The organism is Ectopseudomonas khazarica, assembly GCF_017915135.1.
GTDB lineage: Bacteria > Pseudomonadota > Gammaproteobacteria > Pseudomonadales > Pseudomonadaceae > Aquipseudomonas > Aquipseudomonas khazarica.
Window position 1 is genome coordinate 3,342,197 of the sequence record NZ_CP068551.1, and the last position, 19,863, is coordinate 3,362,059.

The following is a 19,863-nucleotide window of genomic DNA, read 5'->3' on the forward strand; positions in this document are numbered from 1 at the left end:
CGCAACCCATCCCCTCTCCCGCCTGCGGGCGGGGGGAGACACACGAAAGGAGCGACACCATGCCCCGTTTTGCTGCCAACCTGTCCATGCTGTTCACCGAGGTGGACTTCCTGGACCGTTTCGCCGCCGCCGCCGAAGCCGGCTTCAGCGGTGTGGAATACCTCTTCCCCTATGACTTCGCGGCAGAAGAGATCAAGGCCCGCCTGGACGCCAACGCCCTGAGCCAGGTGCTGTTCAACCTGCCAGCCGGTGACTGGGGCAAGGGCGAGCGCGGCATCGCCTGCCACCCGGATCGCGTCGAGGAGTTCCGCGCGGGCGTCGACCAGGCCATCGCCTACGCCCAGGTACTGGGCAACAAGCAGATCAACTGCCTGGCCGGCATCCGCCCGCAGGGCGTGGACTGCGCCACCGTGGAGAAGACCTTCGTCGACAACCTGCGCTACGCGGCAGGCAAGCTCGAAGCGGCCGGCATCCGCCTAGTCATGGAAGCCATCAACACCCGCGACATCCCCGGCTTCTACCTGAACAACACCCGCCAGGCCCTGGAGATTCGCGACAAGGTCGGCAGCACCAACCTGTACCTGCAGTACGACATCTACCACATGCAGATCATGGAAGGTGACCTCGCCCGTACTGTCGAGACCAACCTGGCCGCCATCAACCACGTGCAACTGGCCGACAACCCGGGCCGCAACGAGCCGGGTACCGGCGAGATCAACTACCGCTTCCTCTTCGAGCACCTGGACCGCATCGGCTACCAGGGCTGGGTCGGCTGTGAATACAAGCCGGCAACCACCACCGCTGCCGGCCTCGGCTGGATGAAAGCGCACAACGCAATCTGAAAGCTGCACCTGTAGGAGCGGATTCATCCGCGACCACCGGCGAAGCCGGTGCCACTCACCGCGGTGTCCGCTTCGCGGGTAAACCCGCTCCTACAGGCTCGGTTCATCACCTACAACGAGGTTATCTCTCATGGCTAAAATCGGATTCATCGGCACCGGCATCATGGGCAAACCCATGGCGCAGAACCTGCAGAAAGCCGGCCACACCCTGTTCCTCTCGGAGCACCACGACCCGGCCCCTGCCGACCTCCTGGCCGCCGGCGCCATTGCCCTGGCCAACCCGCAGGAAGTCGCGCAGGAAGCCGAGTTCATCATCGTCATGGTGCCGGACACCCCGCAGGTCGAAGACGTGCTGTTCCGCGACAACGGCGTGGCGAGCGGCGTCGGCGCCGGCAAGGTGGTGATCGACATGAGTTCGATCTCCCCCACCGCCACCAAGGCCTTCGCCGAGAAGATCAAGGCCACCGGTGCCGCCTACCTGGACGCCCCGGTATCCGGCGGCGAAGTCGGTGCCAAGGCCGCGACCCTGTCGATCATGGTCGGTGGCTGCCCGAACGCCTTCGAACGCGCCCTGCCGCTGTTCCAGTCCATGGGCAAGAACATCACCCGCGTCGGCGGCAACGGCGACGGCCAGACTGCCAAGGTGGCCAACCAGATCATCGTCGCCCTGAACATCCAGGCCGTGGCCGAAGCCCTGCTGTTCGCCGCCCGCAACGGCGCCGATCCGGCCAAGGTGCGTGAAGCGCTGTCCGGCGGCTTCGCCGGCTCGAAGATCCTCGAAGTGCACGGCGAGCGCATGATCAAGGGCACCTTCGACCCGGGCTTCCGCATCAGCCTGCACCAGAAGGACCTCAACCTGGCGCTGTCCGGTGCCCGCGAGCTGGGCCTGAACCTGCCCAACACCGCCAATGCCCAGCAGGTGTTCAGCACCTGCGCGGCCCTCGGCGGCAGCGGCTGGGATCACTCCGCCCTGATCAAGGGTCTGGAGCACATGGCCAACTTCAATATCCGCGGCGAGTAACACAGCGCCCTCTCCCCCGCCCCCTCTCCCGTAAACGTGAGAGGGGAGACAAGCAGCTTGGCGTTGCACGGATTTTCGGCGTACGCCAAACAAGTCCCCTCTCCCACTTGTGGGAGAGGGTCAGGGAGAGGGGCTTTGCTGTTCGCCCACCCTTTCGACCTTCCTGGCAGGAGGTGTCACGGCCCGATTGCCAGGTTGGTCGATTCCATTCCCCAGGTGCTGCCAGGCGGCGCCTGGGGAATGGAATCGATCCAGCATCACCCTGACGGACATGCCGCGCAGGCACCCCGGCTCATCGACTCCTACGCGGCCTGCCCGCCTCCCTCATCCGGCGCCTCGCGCCACCTGCTCCCGCCAGGAGAAGGCCATGAAGAAAGGCGTCGCTGCGCGACTCTCAAGCCAAGACCAAGAGAACACCGCCATGACCTTCGATCCGCAACGCCTGCTGCGCGACCTGTTCGCCACCGCCATCGCCGCCGCGCATCCGCGCCAGGTGCTGGCCGACCACCTGCCCGCCGACCGCAGCGGCCGCGTCATCGTCATCGGTGCCGGCAAGGCGGCTGCAGCCATGGCCGAGGTCATCGAACAGGAGTGGCAAGGCGAGGTGAGCGGCCTGGTGGTGACCCGCTACGAACACGGCGCCGAGTGCAAGAAGATCGAAGTGGTGGAAGCCGCCCACCCGGTGCCGGACGACGCCGGCGAGCGCGTCGCCCGTCGCGTGCTGGAGCTGGTGTCCAACCTCTCGGAAGACGACCGGGTGATCTTCCTCCTCTCCGGCGGCGGCTCCTCGCTGCTGGCCCTGCCGGCGGCGGGCATCTCGCTGACCGACAAGCAGGCGATCAACAAGGCGCTGCTGAAATCCGGCGCCACCATCGGCGAGATGAACTGCGTGCGCAAGCATCTCTCGGCGATCAAGGGCGGCCGTCTGGCCAAGGCCTGCTGGCCGGCCACCGTCTACACCTACGCCATCTCCGACGTGCCCGGCGACGAAGCCACGGTGATCGCGTCCGGCCCCACCGTGGGCGACCCGACCACCTCGGCCGAGGCCCTGGCGATCCTCGCGCGCTACGCCATAGACATCCCGAGCAACGTGCGCAGCTGGCTGCAGGACCCGCGCTCGGAAACGGTCAAGCCGGGTGATCCGGTACTCGCCCGCAGCCACTTCCAGCTGATCGCCACCCCGCAGCAGTCACTCGACGCCGCTGCCGCCAGGGCCGAGGCGGCTGGCCTGCCGGTGCTGATCCTCGGCGACCTGGAAGGCGAATCGCGCGACGTGGCCAAGGTGCACGCTGGTATCGCCCGCCAGGTGCAGCTGCACGGCCAGCCGATCAAGCCGCCGTGCGTGATCCTCTCCGGTGGCGAAACCACCGTGACCGTACGCGGCAACGGGCGCGGCGGGCGCAACGCCGAGTTCCTTCTCAGCCTCACCGACAGCCTCAAGGGCCTGCCCGGTGTCTATGCGCTGGCCGGCGACACCGACGGCATCGACGGCTCCGAAGACAACGCCGGCGCCATCATGACGCCCTACAGCTATGCCCGTGCCGGCATCAAGGGCCTGTCGGCCCGCGACGAACTGGACAACAACAACGGCTACGGCTACTTCGCCGCCCTCGACGAACTGATCGTCACCGGGCCGACCCGTACCAACGTCAACGATTTCCGCGCTCTCCTGATTCTCGAGGCCCCAACCCAATGAACGCTGACAAGAAAGTGAAGATCCTCGCCACCCTCGGCCCGGCGATTCGCGACGCCGCCCATATCCGCCAGTTGGTGGAGGCCGGCGTCAACCTGTTCCGTCTCAACTTCAGCCACGGCGAACATGCCGATCATGCCCAGCGCTACCAGTGGGTACGCGACGTGGAGCGCGAGCTGAATCAGCCCATCGGCATCCTCATGGACCTGCAGGGGCCGAAACTGCGCGTCGGCCGCTTTGCCGAAGGCAAGGTGCAACTGGTCAACGGCCAGAGCCTGCGCCTGGATCTGGACGCCACGCCCGGTGACGCCAGCCGGGTCAACCTGCCTCACCCGGAAATCATCGAGGCCCTGCAGCCGGGCATGAGCCTGCTGCTGGACGACGGCCGCCTGCGCCTGAAGGTGACCGGCAAGCAGCGCGACGCCGTGGACACCTGCGTGGTGGCCGGTGGCGAGCTGTCCGACCGCAAGGGCGTCAACGTGCCCGAGGCCGTGCTGCAGCTGTCGCCGCTGACCGAGAAGGACCGCCGCGACCTGGCCTTCGGTCTGGAGCTGGGCGTGGACTGGGTGGCGCTGTCGTTCGTGCAGCGCCCCGAGGACATCGTCGAAGCCCGCGAACTGATCGGTGGCAAGGCCTTCCTCATGGCCAAGATCGAGAAACCCTCGGCCGTCACCCACCTGGAAGACATCGCCAGGCTGTGCGACGCCATCATGGTCGCGCGCGGTGATCTGGGCGTGGAAGTGCCGGCGGAGAACGTGCCACGCATCCAGAAAGACATCGTGCGCACCTGCCGTCAGCTCGGCCGTCCGGTGGTGGTGGCCACGCAGATGCTCGAGTCGATGCGCTTCTCCCCGGCGCCGACCCGGGCCGAAGTCACCGACGTGGCCAACGCCGTGGCCGAAGGCGCCGATGCGGTGATGCTGTCGGCAGAAACCGCCTCCGGCGACTATCCGCTGGAAACCGTGCAGATGATGAGCAAGATCATCCGCCAGGTGGAGAGCGGCCCGGACTACCAGAGCCAGCTCGACGTCGGCCGGCCGCAGGCCGAAGCCACGGCCAGCGATGCCATCAGCTGCGCCATTCGCCGCATCAGCTCGATCCTGCCGGTGGCCGCGCTGGTCAACTACAGCGAGTCCGGCGCCAGCAGCCTGCGCGCCTCGCGGGAACGGCCGAAAGCCCCGATTCTGAGCCTGACGCCGAGCCTGACCACCGCCCGCCGCCTGACCGTGGCCTGGGGCATCTACTCGGTGGTCAACGAACGTCTGCGCAAAGTCGAGGAAGTCACCAGCACGGCCCTGGAGATCGCCCAGGCCCAGGGCATGGCCAAGCGCGGCGAGACGGTGGTGATCACCGCCGGCGAACCCTTCGGCCAGCCAGGCAGCACCAACAGCCTGAGGATCGAAACGCTGCATTGAGGCGTAGCCCGGATGAAATCCGGGAATGCCCCAGCCTCCCGTCCGGGATTCCAGCCGGGCTACTCACTGAGCCGGCGGCCCTGCACAGAGCCGTCGAGCCGCCCGGACGGCGCCCCTCTCCCGCGTACGGGAGAGGGGCTGGGGGAGACAGCTCTCTTGGTATATCGATCATGCTTCCACTGATAACCGCCTTCCCCGCCCTGCAGAGCCTGCGCGCCCTGCTCAGCGGCTTCGCCCAGATATTCCTCCAGCAGCACCCGGGCTGTGGCCTGCTGGTGCTGCTGGCCATCCTCGTCGGCGCGCCGGAACTGCTCGCCGGCGCCCTGCTCGGCGGCCTGACCTCGACCCTGGTCGCGCAGCGCCGCGGTTACCCACCTGCGGACATCGCCATCGGCCTGTACGGCTACAACGGCATCCTGCTCGGCCTGCTGCTCAGTCTGAAACTGTCCTGGACACCACTGTTGCCCGTGCTGATCGTCACCAGCGCCGGCCTTTCCAGCCTGTTGCTGGCCCCCTGGATGCAGCGCATGCGCCAACAGGGCTGGCTACCGGCCTTCACCTTCCCCTTCGTGCTGCTGGGCTGGTTGCTCCTGGCGCTGACGGCCCAGCTGCAATGGCCGACCGACACACCACCAGCGCCCCCCGGCATACCTGAGCTGAACGCGCTGCAGCTGCTGCTGGCCGTGCTGCGCGGCCTCGGCCAGGTCATCTTCCTCGACTCGCCACTGGCCGGACTGTGTCTGCTGCTCGGCCTGCGTCTGGCCGATGGCCGTGCGGCCTTCTGGGCGCTGCTCGGCTCGAGTGGCGGGCTCGCCCTGGCAATCACCCAGGGCTGGCCCGACGAGGGGGCACTGGCCGGCCTGTTTGGTTACAACGCCAGCCTCGCGGCCATCGCCCTGGCCCAGGTGCACCACAGTCCGCTGGCACCGGCAGCGGGCATCCTCCTCGCCCTGATCCTGCAGCCGGGTTTCAGCGCCGTCGGGCTGCCGGCCCTGACCATGCCGTTCATCCTGACCTGCTGGCTGATCAGAGCCGGCGCACAAAGCTGGCAGCGCGCAGTGAAGGACAGCACGCCGACAGGTTAATATCGCGCCATGAGCCGCTCAGGGAACCCCAGGATCATGGACAGACGCACACTCGGCCTCGGCCTCGGCCTGCTGCTGGCTGCAGCCACGGCCAGCGCAGAAACCAGCCCCAGCCTGATCGGCCCGGTCAGCGATATCCTCGTCAGCGAGGATCGCAGCGGCCCGCAGCAGGAGGGCTGCCAGACGTTCACCGTCAGCGCGGCGATGGTCGCCGACTTCCTGCGCCACGCCATCCTCATCACACCGCGCCAGGAACACGACTGGTACCTCTACGGCCCCTGCCAGGCGCACGGCACCTTGCGCACGCGCTACGGGGAATGGCAGTGGCAGTTGCTCAACCTGGGCACGGCACGCATCACCGCAGTGACCGGTGACAGCTTCATCCTGGCCGACCCACGGGAGGAGTCGTCGCTGGAAGGCGAGTAGCCTGGGCAGGCGCGCAGGAGGCGATCGTCCCTTGCCCTCTCCCCCCTTCCTGCCTAGGCTGTGCCCCTTTTCAGATTTCGGACATTGCCATGGACAATCGGCAGAGCTGGCGTCAGCGCCTGTACATCATCATCTTCGAGACCAGCACGCCGGCAGCGCAGCGCTTCGACAACTGGCTGCTGGTGGCCATCCTCGCCAGCCTGGTGGTGGTGATGCTCGACAGCATCGAACGCTTCCACAACCAGTACGCCGGGCTGTTCAGTGCGCTGGAGTGGTTCTTCACCGCACTGTTCGCGGTCGAATACGCCTTGCGCCTGTACTGCTCGCCCAAGCCTCTGCGCTATGCCTTCAGCTTCTTCGGCCTGGTCGACCTGCTGGCCGTGCTGCCGGCCATCCTGGCACTGATGTTCGCCGACGCGCAGTACCTGATGATCGTCCGCGCGATCCGCATGGTGCGCATCTTCCGCGTGCTCAAGCTGCGCCACTACCTGACTCAGGCCAATTTCCTGCTGGTGGCGCTACGTGGCAGCAAGCAGAAGATCATCGTCTTCCTGGTCAGCGTCTCTACCCTGGTCACGGTGTTCGGCGCGCTGATGTACGTGGTCGAAGGCCCGGCCCACGGTTTCACCAGCATCCCCACCAGCATCTACTGGGCAGTGGTGACGCTGACCACCGTGGGCTTCGGCGACATCACGCCGAAGACGCCGCTGGGGCAGATGCTGGCGACGATGGTAATGATCACCGGCTACTCGATCATCGCCGTGCCGACCGGCATCTTCACTGCGGAACTGGCCAATGCCATGCGCCAGGATGGCCAGATGGAGCACGACTGCCCGCACTGCCGCAAACCCCGCCACGAGCACAGCGCGGCGTTCTGCAACCGCTGCGGCGGACCGCTGTTCACGCGCTGCGATGCCGCCTCTTCAGCGCCTCGCGACAGGCGTGAAACAGACTGAAGCAAAACCGATGGGCCAGCGCGTGGTCATAGAGTCGCCCGCTGGGCTATAAAGCCGCCTTTTTTACGCTGAAGGAAGCGCCATGGCCGTTACCACCAATGAAACCACGGCGCCTGCCAAGGCGGCGTGGATTGGCCTGATTCTCGGGCCACTGCTGCTGCTCGCCTGCCTGTTCACGGAACCGCCTGCCGGACTCTCCAGTGCCGCCTGGGCCACCATCGGCCTGACCCTGCTGATGGCGACCTGGTGGTCCACCGAGGCCATCCCGATCCCGGCCACGTCGCTGCTGCCGATCCTGCTGATCCCGGCGCTGGGCATCGACAGCCTCAACGCCGCCAGCGCGCCCTACGCCAACCCGACCATCTACCTGTTCCTCGGCGGTTTCATCCTCGGCCTGGCCATGGAACGCTGGAACCTGCACAAGCGCATCGCGCTGATGACGCTGCTGGCCGTGGGCAGCAAGCCGAGCCGGCAGATCGCCGGCTTCATGCTGGCCACCGCCTTCCTCAGCATGTGGGTGAGCAACACCGCCACGACCATCATGATGCTGCCCATCGGCCTTTCGGTGGTGGCCATGCTTGCCGGCGAACGGGACTCCGGTGGCGCCGAGCGCGAGCGCTTCGCCACCGCACTGCTGCTGGCCATCGCCTACGCCGCCAGCATCGGCGGTATCGCCACGCTGATCGGCACGCCGCCGAACGCGTTGCTGGCGGCCTTCCTGGCCGAGAACTACGACGTGCAGATCGGCTTCGGCCAATGGATGCTGCTGGGCCTGCCCGTGGCGTTCGTGATGCTGGTGCTCACCTGGTGGTGGCTGACCCGTGGTGGCTTCAAGCTGGCCGGCCACGACAGCTCGCAGCTGATCCGCAGCGAGCTGGCCGAACTCGGCCCACTGAGTCGTGGCGAGAAGCTGGTGGCCCTGGTGTTCGTGCTCACCGCCCTGGCCTGGGTATTCCAGCCGCTGATCGCCGACAAGTTACCCGGCGTCAACGACACCAGCATCGCCATCGCAGCCGCCATGGCCCTGTTCATCATCCCGGTGGACACCCGCAAGCGCGTGTTCCTGATGAACTGGGAAAGCGCCAGCAAGCTGCCCTGGGGCGTGCTGCTGCTGTTCGGCGGCGGCCTGTCGCTGGCCAGCGTGATTCGCAGCACCGGCCTGGCCGAGTGGATCGCGCAGAGCCTGGGGGCGCTGGGCGCCCTGCCGGTGATCGCGATGATCGGCGTGGTGGTCCTGGTGATCATCTTCCTCACCGAGGTGACCTCCAACACCGCGACCGCCGCCGCCTTCCTGCCGCTGCTCGGCGCCCTCGCCGTGTCCCAGGGCATGCCGGCGGAACTGCTGGCGATTCCCGCCGCCATCGCCGCCAGCTGCGCCTTCATGATGCCGGTGGCGACGCCACCCAACGCCATCGTGTTCGGCACCGGGCACATGAAGATCCAGTCGATGATCAAGGCGGGCTTCGCCCTCAATCTGTTCGGCGTGGTGCTGGTGACGCTGATCTGCTACCTGCTGGTAGGGCTGATCTGGGCGCACTGATCCCGGCTCGCACAAACGAAAAACGGCGCCTGCGGGCGCCGTTTTCATGTGCGGGGACCGCCTGATCAGCGGTTCTGATAGTGGCGGAACAGCCCGGGCGGAATGCCACTGCTGTCGGTCGCCTGCCAGGGACCGGCCACGCGGGGCGACCAGCTCCAGCCACCGTCGAAGCGATAGAAGACGCGCTCACGGTAGTACAGGTCCCGCGCGCCTTCGACCACGTAGACCCCCAGCGCCGGGCTCCAGTGGCTTTTGACCCCGGGCGGCGGCGCATAACGCGGATGCGAGGGCTGCTGGACCGGCGGCAGATCGTCGATCGGTGTGTTCGGCTGCTGCAGCACGCAGCCGCTCAGACCGAATCCAAACAATGCCGCCAGCACCAGGCGCTTCATTGCACCTGCCCTTCGCGGCTGTCGATCAACAGCGTCTGGGTCTCACGTGCGGTGTTGGCCACCGGGCCGACCTGGCCCGTCCACTCGCCCTGGGTGGCGTTGCCGGCGCGGGACACGCGAGCCACCAGCTGTACCTGATCGAATCGGGAGATCTTCAGTTCCGGCATCATCGCGTCGACATCCGAAAGGCTGATCCGGGCCGGCAGGTCGGAGACCTTCAGGCGTTTGACCGCCAGCGGCATCGGCGGGCCGCTGAGGGCGCGGGCGAAGACGAACACGGCATCATCCGGCTGCACGCTCTTCTGCACCTCGGGCGACAACGACACGCTGACCTCCAGCGCATGCACCTTGGCACCCGGTTCGGCGGCAGCACTGGCCTGCCCGGCGTCGCCCATCTGCTCGCGAGCCCGCTCGATACCACCGACGATGGCGGCACGCGACGGGTCCTGCTCCGGCAGCACCGCGACCAGGCGCTCCCAGTAGCGTACGGCATCCGCATAGCGCTGGCTTTCGTAGGCCGCGATGCCCAGCAGACCCAGGCTGGTCACCTCCTGCGGATCGCCCTTGAGCGCCTCGTCGGTGAGCGCCTGCAGACGCTCGCTCCATTGCTTGCCTTCGGCGAAGTACAGCGCCTGCGCCCACTGACCCAGCAGCTCCGGCGCACGCCCGGCCAGGTTCACCGCCTGTTCGAACGCCTTGGCGGCGTCGCCTGCACGCTCCTGCGCCATGTAGGTACGTCCGAGGAAGTACCAGGCCTCGGCGGACTGCGGCTGCTCCTGGACCGCCTGCTCCAGGCGCGCGGTCATTTCCTCGATGCTCTGCGGCTGCTGGGCCGCCAGCAGCCGCGTCTGCTCGAGCTCGTCGATGGCGCCCCAGTGCAGGTACAGGCCGACACCCAGCACGGGCACCAGCAAGGCGGCGAACAGCGGAATCTTGCCGCCCAGCACGCTGCTGCGGCGCTGCACGCCCTCGGTGTCGTCCAGCAGTTCGCGGGCAGCTTCGGCACGGCCGGCCTCGAGCTGCGCGTCGTCGAGCACGCCTGCCTGGCGCTGGGATTCCAGCTCCTGCAGGCGCTCCTGGTACAGGGTGACGTTGAGCGCGGTGCGGTCTTCTTCGGCCTGCAGCTTGCGGATGCGCAGCACAGGAATGAGCAGAAACGCCAGGGCAGTCAGCAACAGCAGCCCGGCGGGCAACCAGAAATCGATCATCGGTCTTTCTTGTCCTGAGAAGCTTGGTCGAGCAGCGCGGCGAGTCGCGCCTGCTCATCAACGGAGAGGCCTGCGTCGGCACGATCCTTCTGCTGGCCACGGCGGCGCAGCACGATCACGCCGAGCACCACGAAGCCGATCAGCAGCAACCCGGCCGGGCCGTACCAGAGCAGCAAGGTGCGGCTGGTCACGGGGGGGTTGTAGAGCACGAAGTCACCATAGCGGGCGACCAGGAAGTCGATGATCTGTGCGTCCGTCTTGCCCGCCTCGACCATCTGATAGACCTCGTCGCGCAGGTCCATGGCAATCGGCGCGTTGGAGTCGGCGATATTCTGGTTCTGGCACTTCGGACAACGCAGCTCTTCCACCAGAGTGCGGTAGCGCTGACGCTCCGCCTCGCTGGCGAACTCGTAGGTATCGATGGCCGCATGGGCCACGGCCACCAGGCCCAATGCCAGGCCGGCAGCAAGCAACAGACGCTTCATGGCCGGGCCTCATCGACGAGTTGCTGGTAGATCGGTGCCAGTTGCTCGCGCCACACGCGCTCGTCGATGGTGCCGACGTACTTGTGGCGAATGATGCCCTTGGCATCGACGAAGAAGGTTTCCGGCGCGCCGTACACGCCCAGGTCGAAGCCCAGGCTGCCCTTGGCATCCTCGATGTTGAGCTGGTAGGGGTTGTGCAGTTCGCGCAGCCACTTCTGTGCGGGCTCGCGCTGGTCCTTGTAGTTCACCCCGTGGATCACCACACCGGCCTCGGCCAGCTTGTTCAGCACCGGATGCTCGTGGCGGCACGACGGACACCAGGTGGCCCAGACGTTGACCAGGGCCGGCTTGCCCTTGATGTCGGCCTCGCTGATGGAGCGTTCAGGGTCCTCCAGCGACGGCAGGCTGAAGGCCGGGAACGGCTTGCCGATCAGCGCCGAGGGCAATTCCGACGGATCGAGGAACAGGCCACGATAGAGGAACACGGCAATCGCCAGGAACGCCAGCAGCGGCAACAGCATCAGTAGACGTTTCATGCGCTGGCCTCCTGCAGACCCAGTACCTCGCGCACGCGGGTGCGCACCTTGATCCGGTAGCGTTTGTCCGCGGCAGCCAGGAAGCCACCGAAGGCCATCAGCAGGCCGCCCAGCCAGATCCAGCGCACGAACGGCTTGATGTGCACGCGAACGGCCCAGGCGCCCTGCTCCAGCGGCTCGCCGAGGGCGACGAAGAGGTCACGGGTGAACCCGGCATCGATGCCCGCCTCGGTCATGGTCGCCTGCTGCACGGTGTACAGACGCTTCTCGGGATACAGCACCTTGACCTCGCGCTCGCCGTCGAAGACCCGCACCGTGCCCTTGTCGGAGATGAAGTTCGGGCCCTCATGATGCACGGCACCGTCGAACTGGAAGCGGTAGCCGGCCAGCTCCACCGAGTCACCCGGCGCCATGCGCAGGTCACGCTCGTAGCTGCCCAGGCTGGTCAGCACCACACCGAGGGCGCATACGGCGAAACCGAAATGCGCCATCTGCATGCCCCAGTAGCTGCGGCCCAGGCTCGGCAGGCCCTTGAACAGGCCCTTGTGGCGGGTCTTGTCGAGGATGTCGCGCCCCCCCGCGAGGATCACCCAGAAGGCCAGCACGCACACAGCCAGCACCGCCCAGTGGAAATCGCCGTGGACGAAGGTGGCAATGGCCGCCAGCACCACGCTGGCCACCAGCACCGGGGTCAGCATGCTGCCCAGCCACTTCAGCGGCGTGTCCTTCCAGCGCACCAGCACGCCGACGCTGATCACCGCCATCAGCAGCGCCATCAGCGGCAGGAACAGCGCGTTGAAATACGGCGGGCCAACCGACAGCTTGGCGCCGGTCAGGGCATCGAGCACCAGCGGGTACAGCGTACCGAGCAGGATCATCGCGGCGGACACCACCAGCACGATGTTGTTGACCAGCAGCAGCGTCTCGCGCGACCACAGGCCGAAGCCGACCTGGCTCTTGACCACCGGCGCACGCACGGCGAACAGCGCCAGCGATCCGCCGACCACCACCAGCAGGAAGGCGAGGATGAACACGCCCCGCTCCGGGTCGGTGGCGAAGGCGTGCACCGAGGTCAGTACACCGGAGCGCACCAGGAAGGTCCCCAGCAGGCTCAGGGAGAAGGCCGCGATGGCCAGCAGCACCGTCCAGCTCTTGAACACGCCACGTTTCTCGGTCACCGCCAGCGAGTGGATCAGTGCGGTGCCCACCAGCCAGGGCATGAAGGAGGCGTTTTCCACCGGGTCCCAGAACCACCAGCCGCCCCAGCCCAGTTCGTAGTAGGCCCACCAGCTGCCCAGAGCGATACCGATGCCGAGGAAGGCCCAGGCAACGATGGTCCAGGGCCGCGACCAGCGTGCCCAGGCCGCGTCCAGCTTGCCGCCGAGCAGCGCGGCGATGGCGAAGGAGAAGGCCACCGAGAAACCGACGTAGCCCATGTACAGCATCGGCGGATGCACGATCAGGCCGAAGTCCTGCAACAACGGGTTGAGGTCGCGGCCGTCGATCGGCGCATTCGGCAGCAGGCGCTCGAAGGGGTTGGAGGTGATGATCAGGAACAGCAGGAAGCCGACGCTGATCATGCCCATCACGGCCAGCACGCGGGCGAGCATCTCCTCCGGCAGATGCCGCGAGAAGATCGATACGGCGAAGGTCCAGCCAGCGAGGATCAGCGCCCACAGCAGCAGGGAACCCTCGTGAGCGCCCCATACGGCACTGAACTTGTAGTACCAGGGCAGCGCGGTGTTGGAGTTGCTGGCGACGTAGGCGACGGAGAAGTCGTCGACCATGAAGGCGTAGGTCAGGCACAGGAAGGAGAACAACAGGAAGGCGAACTGACCCCAGGCAGCCGGCTGCGCCAGGCTCATCCACTGGTGGTCACCGCGCCAGGCGCCGATCAGCGGCAGCGTCGCCTGCACCAGGCACAGGCACAGCGCCAGGATCATCGCCAGATGGCCGAGCTCGGGGATCATTGCGCACGCTCCTGCTGATAGCCCTGTTTGGCGGCCTTGGCCTCATCGTGTTTCTGCATCATCCCGCTCTTTTCCAGCGCCTGCATGACTTCAGGCGGCATGTAGTTCTCGTCGTGCTTGGCCAGCACCTCGTCAGCCACCAGCACGCCGTCTTCGTTGACCCGACCCAGGGCGACGATGCCCTGCCCTTCACGGAACAGGTCCGGCAGGATGCCGTGGTAGCGGATGGTCACGCCGTGAGCGCCGTCGGTGACGACGAAGTCCACTTGCAGCGAATCCGCCGAACGCTTCACCGAGCCCTCTTCCACCAGACCACCGGCGCGGATGCGGGTATCGACCGGCGCCTCGCCGGCCGCGATCTGCGTCGGCGTGTAGAACAGGTTGATGTTCTGCTGCAGTGCGCTCAGTGCCAGGGCAACGGCGATGCTGACGCCACAGAGAATGGCCAGGACGATGTACAGGCGTTTCTTGCGAACCGGATTCACTTCGACTTCTCCCGGCGCAAACGGCGCGCCTCGTCTTGCAGGTAACGGCGGCGTGCCAGGATCGGCAGCACCACATTCAACGCCAGGACGACCAGGCTGATGCCATAGGCGCTCCAGACGTAGGCGCCATGGGGGCCCATGGCGAGAAACTCGGAGAACGACGCGAAACTCATGCCTTGCCCTCCACCAGCGCCTGCACTTCAGCCTTGACCCAGCTGCTGCGGGCCTCGCGTTTGAGCACTTCCAGGCGCATGCGATAGAGCAGCACGGCGCCGAAGAAACAGTAGAAACCCAGCACCGCGAGCAGCAGCGGCAGCCACATCTCGACTGGCATCGCCGGTTTCTCGGTGATCTTGAAGGTCGCGCTCTGGTGCAGCGAGTTCCACCACTCGACCGAATACTTGATGATCGGAATGTTGACCACGCCGACGATGGCCAGCACGGCGCAGGCCTTGGCGGCGCTGTCGCGGTTGCTGATGGCGTTGCCCAGGGCGATGACGCCGAAGTAGAGGAACAGCAGGATCAGCATCGACGTCAGGCGCGCGTCCCAGACCCAGTAGGTGCCCCAGGTCGGCTTGCCCCAGATGGCACCGGTGACCAGCGCGACGGCCGTCATCCAGGCGCCGACCGGCGCGGCCTGTTGCAGGGCGACATCGGCCAGCTTCATCTTCCAGACCAGCCCGACCAGGCCGGCGACGGCCAGCATGACGTAGATGGACTGGGCCAGGAAGGCCGCAGGAACGTGGATGTAGATGATGCGGAAGCTGTTGCCCTGCTGGTAGTCCGGCGGCGCGAAGGCCAGGCCCCAGACCAGGCCGACGGCGATCAGCAGCAGCGCCGCGACGCTCAGCCAGGGCAGCCAGCGGCCGCTCATCTCATAGAACCACTTGGGCGAACCCCACTTGTGAAACCACGTCCAGTTCATTCAGTCGACTCATCATCTGTAACGTGGCCCGGACTGTATCCGGGCTACGCATCACGGTTCGTTCTTATTCGCCGACGCTGATGGTCAGGCCAGCGGCAATTGCAAAAGGTGTCAGCGTCACCGCCAGGGCAGTGAGGCTGGCCAGCCACAACAGGTGGCCGCCAGCCGGCAATCCTTGCAAGGCCGCCTGCAGAGCCCCGCTACCGAGAATCAGCACCGGGATGTACAGCGGCAGAATCAGCAGCGCCAGCAACAACCCGCCGCGCTTGAGACCTACGGTGAGGGCTGCGCCCACCGCGCCGAGCAGGCTCAGCACCGGCGTGCCGAGCAACAACGACAGCAGCAGGACCGGCAGGCAGCGCCCGGGCAAACCGAGCATCAGGGCCAGCAGGGGCGCCAGCAACACCAGCGCCAGGCCGCTAAACAGCCAGTGTGCCAGCACCTTGGCCAACACCAGAAGAGGCAGGGGGTGCGACGAAAGGACCCACTGCTCCAGCGAGCCGTCCTCGAAATCACTGCGGAACAGCCCGTCCAGCGAGAGCAGCACGGCCAGTAGCGCCGCTACCCAGAGCAGGCCGGGAGAAAGGGTTTGCAACAATTGCGTCTCCGGCCCGACCGCCAGGGGGAACAGGGCGATGACGATGGCGAAGAACACCAGTGGGTTGGCCAGGTCGGATGGGCGACGGGCCAGCAGGCGCATCTCGCGGCTGAGCAGTTGCGTGAAGACGTTGCTCATGCGGCGTGTTGCCCCAGATCGAGTTCGCGGTAGGTGGCCGGCTTGTGCGCGAGGCTGTGGTGGGTAGTCAGCACCACCACGCCACCCTGCTCGCAGTGGCGCGCCAGATGCGCCTCCAGTTGCGCCACGCCATGCTTGTCCAGGGCGGTGAACGGCTCGTCGAGCACCCACAGCGGTGGCGTGTCGGGCAGATACAGCCGGGCCAGGGCCACGCGGCGCTGCTGCCCGGCGGACAGGGTGTGGCAGGGCACGTCCTCGAAACCACGCAGGCCTACCGCCTCCAGCGCCTGCCAGATCGCCTCGCGGTCGGCCGCACGATGCAGGGCGCACAGCCAGGCCAGGTTCTCCTCGGCAGTCAGCAGGCCCTTGATACCGGCCGCGTGGCCGATCCACAGCAGGTCATGCGCCAGTTCGCTGCGCTGCTGCGCCAGCGCCCGCCCCTGCAACAGGATGTCGCCCGCCGTCGGCTGCCGCAGGCCAGCCAGCAGGCGCAGCAGGCTGGTCTTGCCGCTGCCGTTGGGGCCGCTGATCTGCAGCATGTCCCCGGCCTGCAGGGCGAAATCCAGATGCTCGAACAACATGCGCCAATCCCGCTCACAGCTGAGCGCTACGGCTTCGAGGAAGGGAACGGTACGGGTCATCGATACCTGGCAGGGTTAAAGTAGGCAGAGTCCAGGCCGCTATACTGACGCGAGCCGGAAGTACGGTGCGGAACGGGGCGGCATTATACATGTCGCATCACTGTCCCCGCAGTCAGCATTTTCGACAGGTTGTTAACAGACTTTCGACCAAGAGCCCAGATGAGCGAAATCAGCAGCCCACGTCCGCTTCCCTCCTCGCCACCGGTGATTCGCAGCACGGTGACGGCCGCTGACCTGGCCGTGCGCCTGCTGCAACCGCTGGAGGGCATGCTGGCCGCAGGCGAAAGCGCCAAGGCCGAGGTGGTCGCCATCCGTGAGCAGGCGCAGAGCTTCCAGCTGCTGCTCAAGCTGACGCTCGATGGCGGCAAGCAGACCACCCTGCAGGCGGAAAGCCCGCGGCCACTGGCGCAGGGCAGCGCGCTGCTGGTGACGGCGCTGTCGGACACCCGCCTGGCCCTGGCGCTGCAGGCCGGCGGCGACAAACCGCTGACCAGCCTGGACCTGCAGCAGCTGCCCCTGGGCACGCTGGTGCAGGGCAAGGTCGTCAGCCGCGATGCGCTGCCGACGCAGAACGCCCAGCCGGTCTATCGCCTGCTGGTGAACCTGCTCAACACACCGCTGGCTGGCAGCCAGCTGGCCCTGGACAGCCCGCTGGAGCTGCCCCTCGGCAGCCTGCTCAGCGCCCAGGTACAGGGCAGCCAGAACCTGGCCTTCCTGCCACTGAGCGGCCGCCTGGACCAGCTGGTACTGGGCCAGCAGCTGGCCGCGCAGCAGAACCGTCAGGCGTCCCTGGAAGGCCTGTTCAAAGGCCTGCAGAACCTCAGCGCCGGGGACGACGCCTTGCGTGGCAGCATCGACAAACTGCTCGGCGCCCTCCCCGACAGCAGTCAGCTGAGCACCGCCAAGGGCCTGGCACAGGCACTGGAAAGCAGCGGCGTACTGCTTGAAGCCAAGCTGCTGCAAGGCCAGACCGCCGCCCTGCCCCAGGATCTCAAGGCCAACCTGCTGCGCCTGATCGCCCAGCTCATGCCGCAGCTGCCAGGCGGCGCAGGCGCGCTGGCCGGCCTGCAGAACGCCCTCAACCAGAACCTGCCCACGTTGGCCCGACAGCTGCTTGGCGTGAACGCCACCGGCGGCTCCGCACGCCAGCAGGCGCTGACCTTCCCCCTGCCCTCGCGCCTGCTGCAGAACATGGACGGCGAGGCCGATCTGGAAACCCTGTTGAAGCTCGCCGCTGCCGCCGTATCGCGGCTGCAGACGCACCAGCTGTCGAGCCTGGCGCAGACCCAGGTGGACGCCAACGGCAACCTGGTCACCACCTGGCAGCTGGAGCTGCCCATGCGCCACCAGCAGGAGGTGATCCCGTTGCAGGTCAAGTTGCAGCGCGAGGACAGCGGCAAGGCGGAGAAAGCCGAGCAGAAGGACACCCTGTGGAAGGTCGAGCTGGCGTTCGAGCTGGACCACCTCGGCCCGCTGCAGGTACGTGCACAGTTGCTGCGCGGCAGCCTGTCCAGCCAGCTGTGGGCCGAACGCGCCGACACCACCCAGCTGATCAACGCCGAACTTGGTCATCTGCGTGAGCGCCTGCAGGCCGCCGGCCTGGAGGTCGGCGAACTGGCCTGCAGCCAGGGCATGCCGCCACAAGGCCCGAAAACCTCGCTGGAACAACGCTGGGTGGATGAAACCGCATGAGCCGCAAGACACAGCCCGAGCCGCGCCAGGCGATCGCCCTCAACTACGACGGACAGAGCGCCCCCGTGCTCAGCGCCAAAGGCGACGACGAGCTGGCCGAAGCCATACTCGCCATCGCCCGCGAATACGAAGTGCCGATCTACGAGAATGCCGAACTGGTGCGCCTGCTCGCGCGCCTGGAGCTGGGGGACGCCATTCCCGAGACGCTGTATCGCTGCATCGCCGAGATCATCGCCTTCGCCTGGTACCTGCAGGGCAAGACACCCGCAGGCTTCGACCCGGATGCCGAACGCGACGTCACGCCACCGCTGCCCCTGCTCAAGGGGCCGGCGAACTGACCGCCAGGCGCTGGTCGGCGGCCTCCTTGCTGCTGGGCAGGTCGAACAGCTGCCAGACGAAGTAGCCACCACGGAAATAGAACACCCGGGTGTAGCCCCAGCGCACCGCCTGCTCGACGGCCACGGCGCTCTGCGCGCATACCTCGCTGTCGCAGTAGATCACCAGGGGCGTCTCGCGCGGCAGGGATGCCTCGGCGAGGCCGGGAAAACGACCGTGCAGGTCCAGGTGCACGGCGCCCTGCACATGCCCCCAGCCCCACTCGCGCGCCGGGCGTACATCGATGAACAGCGCGCCATGGTCATGCAGGTGCTTGGCCTGCATGACGTTGACGGTGATGGCGCCGGACACCTGCAAAGGCGCTTCCTGGGCCATCAGCGGCTGGCAGAGCAAGCAGCTGGCGAACAGAACGAGCAGACGACGCATGATCATCCCCCTCCGAATGCCGCACGAGAACCTTCTTTCAGCTTAGATGGGATGAAACAGGCGCTAGGACTGATTGGGCAGGCCCGTGGACCTGCTAAGAACGCTGCCGACTATCAGTGACAGCTATTGCGGCTGCCCCGCCCTGGGCTTGTGCAGGCGGCTGATCAGCTCGGCTTCCGCCTTGCTCAGCCCGCAGGACTGGGTCAGGTCGTCGACGCTGGCACCCATGCCGACCAGGCGTGCAGCCTGGGTGAAGGACAGGCTGCTGGGGTCGCGCTGCTCGATCTGACTGACCTTGTCCGGCAGCGGCGCCACCACGCGGCGCAGCTCGTGCAGCTCTTCGCCCATGCGAATGCTGCCGGTCAGGTAGGCATCGAGCCGCTTGCCCAGCTCCTTGATCCGCGCATCACGCAGTGCATCGTGCTTGGCCTGCTCGGCGAGCAGGCGCTGCTGGTTGCGATGCAGGCCGTTGCAGACGATGCCCAGTGCCACGCAGACCAGCGCCAGGAAGGCCAGGGCCGCAGCGAGCATGGCAAACTCGGACATGGCTCAGATGCTCTCCAGCTCCGACCACTCTTCCTCGGACATCAGCTTGTCCAGCTCGACCAGGATCAGCAGCTCGCCGTTCTTGTTGCAGACGCCCTGGATGAACTTGGCCGATTCATCGTTACCGACGTTCGGCGCGGTCTCGATCTCGGACTGACGCAGGTAGACCACTTCGGCCACGCTGTCGACGAGAATGCCGACGACCTGCTTGTCCGCCTCGATGATGACGATACGGGTGTTGTCGGTCACCGGCGCCGACCCCAGGCCGAAGCGCTGGCGGGTATCGATCACGGTCACCACGTTGCCGCGCAGGTTGATGATGCCCAGCACGTAACTCGGTGCACCCGGGACCGGAGCGATCTCGGTGTAGCGCAGGACTTCCTGCACCTGCATCACGTTGATGCCATAGGTCTCGTTGTCCAGGCGAAAGGTCACCCACTGCAGAATCGGATCTTCGGCACCTTGTGCAGAACTTTTCTTCATGTCCCTAGCCTCGTCAGAAACCGC

Annotated in this window: 23 protein-coding genes; 10 read left to right on the forward strand and 13 right to left on the reverse strand. The window is 66.6% G+C overall.

What is annotated here, in order from left to right; all coding sequences use genetic code 11:
- Positions 1–59: 59 nt before the first annotated feature.
- The 8 genes from hyi to JLK41_RS15945 all read left to right on the forward strand — a co-directional run bounded on the left by hyi (position 60) and on the right by JLK41_RS15945 (position 8,978).
- On the forward strand, positions 60–842 hold the full coding sequence (hyi, locus tag JLK41_RS15910) for a hydroxypyruvate isomerase (RefSeq protein ID WP_037050527.1): 783 nt from the start codon (positions 60–62) through the stop codon (positions 840–842).
- A gap of 130 nt (positions 843–972) precedes the next feature.
- Positions 973–1,863, forward strand: coding sequence for a 2-hydroxy-3-oxopropionate reductase (locus JLK41_RS15915; protein WP_037050525.1), 891 nt, complete (start codon positions 973–975; stop codon positions 1,861–1,863).
- Between the two features lie 421 nt (positions 1,864–2,284).
- Positions 2,285–3,559, forward strand: a complete 1,275-nt coding sequence (locus JLK41_RS15920; RefSeq protein ID WP_037050595.1) for a glycerate kinase type-2 family protein — start codon at positions 2,285–2,287, stop codon at positions 3,557–3,559.
- Positions 3,556–4,971 carry a pyruvate kinase gene (gene pyk, locus JLK41_RS15925; protein ID WP_037050523.1) on the forward strand — a complete coding sequence of 472 codons (1,416 nt, stop codon included), beginning with the start codon at positions 3,556–3,558 and terminating at the stop codon, positions 4,969–4,971. Before JLK41_RS15920 ends, pyk begins: the two co-directional genes overlap by 4 nt.
- Positions 4,972–5,141: 170 nt before the next feature.
- The gene (locus JLK41_RS15930; protein ID WP_210389342.1) at positions 5,142–6,056 is read left to right on the forward strand and encodes an urea transporter; all 915 of its coding nucleotides are present in this window, start codon (positions 5,142–5,144) and stop codon (positions 6,054–6,056) included.
- A 36-nt stretch (positions 6,057–6,092) separates the two neighbouring features.
- On the forward strand, positions 6,093–6,482 hold the full coding sequence (locus JLK41_RS15935; RefSeq protein ID WP_210389343.1) for a hypothetical protein: 390 nt from the start codon (positions 6,093–6,095) through the stop codon (positions 6,480–6,482).
- An 89-nt stretch (positions 6,483–6,571) separates the two neighbouring features.
- The gene (locus JLK41_RS15940; RefSeq protein WP_210389344.1) at positions 6,572–7,438 is read left to right on the forward strand and encodes an ion transporter; all 867 of its coding nucleotides are present in this window, start codon (positions 6,572–6,574) and stop codon (positions 7,436–7,438) included.
- Positions 7,439–7,520: 82 nt separating this feature from the next.
- Positions 7,521–8,978 carry an SLC13 family permease gene (locus JLK41_RS15945; RefSeq protein ID WP_210389345.1) on the forward strand — a complete coding sequence of 486 codons (1,458 nt, stop codon included), beginning with the start codon at positions 7,521–7,523 and terminating at the stop codon, positions 8,976–8,978.
- Between the two features lie 65 nt (positions 8,979–9,043).
- On the opposite strand, the gene JLK41_RS15950 is transcribed toward JLK41_RS15945, so the two are convergent.
- From JLK41_RS15950 to ccmA, 10 genes are all read right to left on the reverse strand, one after another.
- Complete coding sequence (locus tag JLK41_RS15950; RefSeq protein ID WP_037050511.1) at positions 9,044–9,370, reverse strand: glycoside hydrolase family protein; 327 nt, start codon at positions 9,368–9,370, stop codon at positions 9,044–9,046.
- On the reverse strand, positions 9,367–10,578 hold the full coding sequence (gene ccmI, locus JLK41_RS15955) for a c-type cytochrome biogenesis protein CcmI (RefSeq protein ID WP_210389346.1): 1,212 nt from the start codon (positions 10,576–10,578) through the stop codon (positions 9,367–9,369). The genes JLK41_RS15950 and ccmI overlap by 4 nt, the downstream gene beginning before the upstream one ends.
- Complete coding sequence (locus JLK41_RS15960) at positions 10,575–11,063, reverse strand: cytochrome c-type biogenesis protein (protein ID WP_037050507.1); 489 nt, start codon at positions 11,061–11,063, stop codon at positions 10,575–10,577. The genes ccmI and JLK41_RS15960 overlap by 4 nt, the downstream gene beginning before the upstream one ends.
- Complete coding sequence (locus JLK41_RS15965; RefSeq protein WP_210389347.1) at positions 11,060–11,599, reverse strand: DsbE family thiol:disulfide interchange protein; 540 nt, start codon at positions 11,597–11,599, stop codon at positions 11,060–11,062. The genes JLK41_RS15960 and JLK41_RS15965 overlap by 4 nt, the downstream gene beginning before the upstream one ends.
- Entirely contained in the window at positions 11,596–13,569 is a 1,974-nt protein-coding gene (locus tag JLK41_RS15970; RefSeq protein ID WP_210389348.1) for a heme lyase CcmF/NrfE family subunit, read from the reverse strand. The genes JLK41_RS15965 and JLK41_RS15970 overlap by 4 nt, the downstream gene beginning before the upstream one ends.
- A complete protein-coding gene (gene ccmE, locus JLK41_RS15975) occupies positions 13,566–14,054 on the reverse strand; it encodes a cytochrome c maturation protein CcmE (protein WP_037050501.1) in 489 nt (162 codons plus the stop codon). Before ccmE ends, JLK41_RS15970 begins: the two co-directional genes overlap by 4 nt.
- The gene (gene ccmD / locus JLK41_RS15980; RefSeq protein WP_210389349.1) at positions 14,051–14,227 is read right to left on the reverse strand and encodes a heme exporter protein CcmD; all 177 of its coding nucleotides are present in this window, start codon (positions 14,225–14,227) and stop codon (positions 14,051–14,053) included. The genes ccmE and ccmD overlap by 4 nt, the downstream gene beginning before the upstream one ends.
- Positions 14,224–14,979, reverse strand: coding sequence for a heme ABC transporter permease (locus JLK41_RS15985; protein WP_150605680.1), 756 nt, complete (start codon positions 14,977–14,979; stop codon positions 14,224–14,226). The genes ccmD and JLK41_RS15985 overlap by 4 nt, the downstream gene beginning before the upstream one ends.
- Before the next feature lie 64 nt (positions 14,980–15,043).
- Complete coding sequence (gene ccmB, locus JLK41_RS15990; RefSeq protein WP_037050495.1) at positions 15,044–15,715, reverse strand: heme exporter protein CcmB; 672 nt, start codon at positions 15,713–15,715, stop codon at positions 15,044–15,046.
- Positions 15,712–16,356: a cytochrome c biogenesis heme-transporting ATPase CcmA gene (ccmA, locus tag JLK41_RS15995; protein ID WP_134675541.1), complete on the reverse strand. Its 645-nt coding sequence runs from the start codon at positions 16,354–16,356 to the stop codon at positions 15,712–15,714. The genes ccmB and ccmA overlap by 4 nt, the downstream gene beginning before the upstream one ends.
- 159 nt (positions 16,357–16,515) lie before the next feature.
- Here ccmA and fliK point away from each other — a divergent pair, with 159 nt between their 5' ends.
- Together fliK and JLK41_RS16005 are read left to right on the forward strand one after the other, a co-directional pair.
- Positions 16,516–18,048 carry a flagellar hook-length control protein FliK gene (fliK, locus tag JLK41_RS16000; protein WP_037050490.1) on the forward strand — a complete coding sequence of 511 codons (1,533 nt, stop codon included), beginning with the start codon at positions 16,516–16,518 and terminating at the stop codon, positions 18,046–18,048.
- Positions 18,045–18,386 (forward strand): EscU/YscU/HrcU family type III secretion system export apparatus switch protein, encoded by a 342-nt coding sequence (locus JLK41_RS16005; protein WP_037050489.1) that lies wholly within the window; start codon positions 18,045–18,047, stop codon positions 18,384–18,386. Before fliK ends, JLK41_RS16005 begins: the two co-directional genes overlap by 4 nt.
- Here the strand turns inward: JLK41_RS16005 and JLK41_RS16010 are convergent.
- The 3 genes from JLK41_RS16010 to JLK41_RS16020 all read right to left on the reverse strand — a co-directional run bounded on the left by JLK41_RS16010 (position 18,367) and on the right by JLK41_RS16020 (position 19,839).
- The gene (locus JLK41_RS16010; RefSeq protein WP_134675539.1) at positions 18,367–18,810 is read right to left on the reverse strand and encodes a rhodanese-like domain-containing protein; all 444 of its coding nucleotides are present in this window, start codon (positions 18,808–18,810) and stop codon (positions 18,367–18,369) included. The two genes, JLK41_RS16005 and JLK41_RS16010, sit on opposite strands and share 20 nt — an antisense overlap.
- A gap of 123 nt (positions 18,811–18,933) precedes the next feature.
- Positions 18,934–19,356 carry a DUF2802 domain-containing protein gene (locus JLK41_RS16015; protein ID WP_134675538.1) on the reverse strand — a complete coding sequence of 141 codons (423 nt, stop codon included), beginning with the start codon at positions 19,354–19,356 and terminating at the stop codon, positions 18,934–18,936.
- A gap of 3 nt (positions 19,357–19,359) precedes the next feature.
- On the reverse strand, positions 19,360–19,839 hold the full coding sequence (locus tag JLK41_RS16020) for a chemotaxis protein CheW (RefSeq protein ID WP_037050483.1): 480 nt from the start codon (positions 19,837–19,839) through the stop codon (positions 19,360–19,362).
- Between the last annotated feature and the right edge of the window lie 24 nt (positions 19,840–19,863).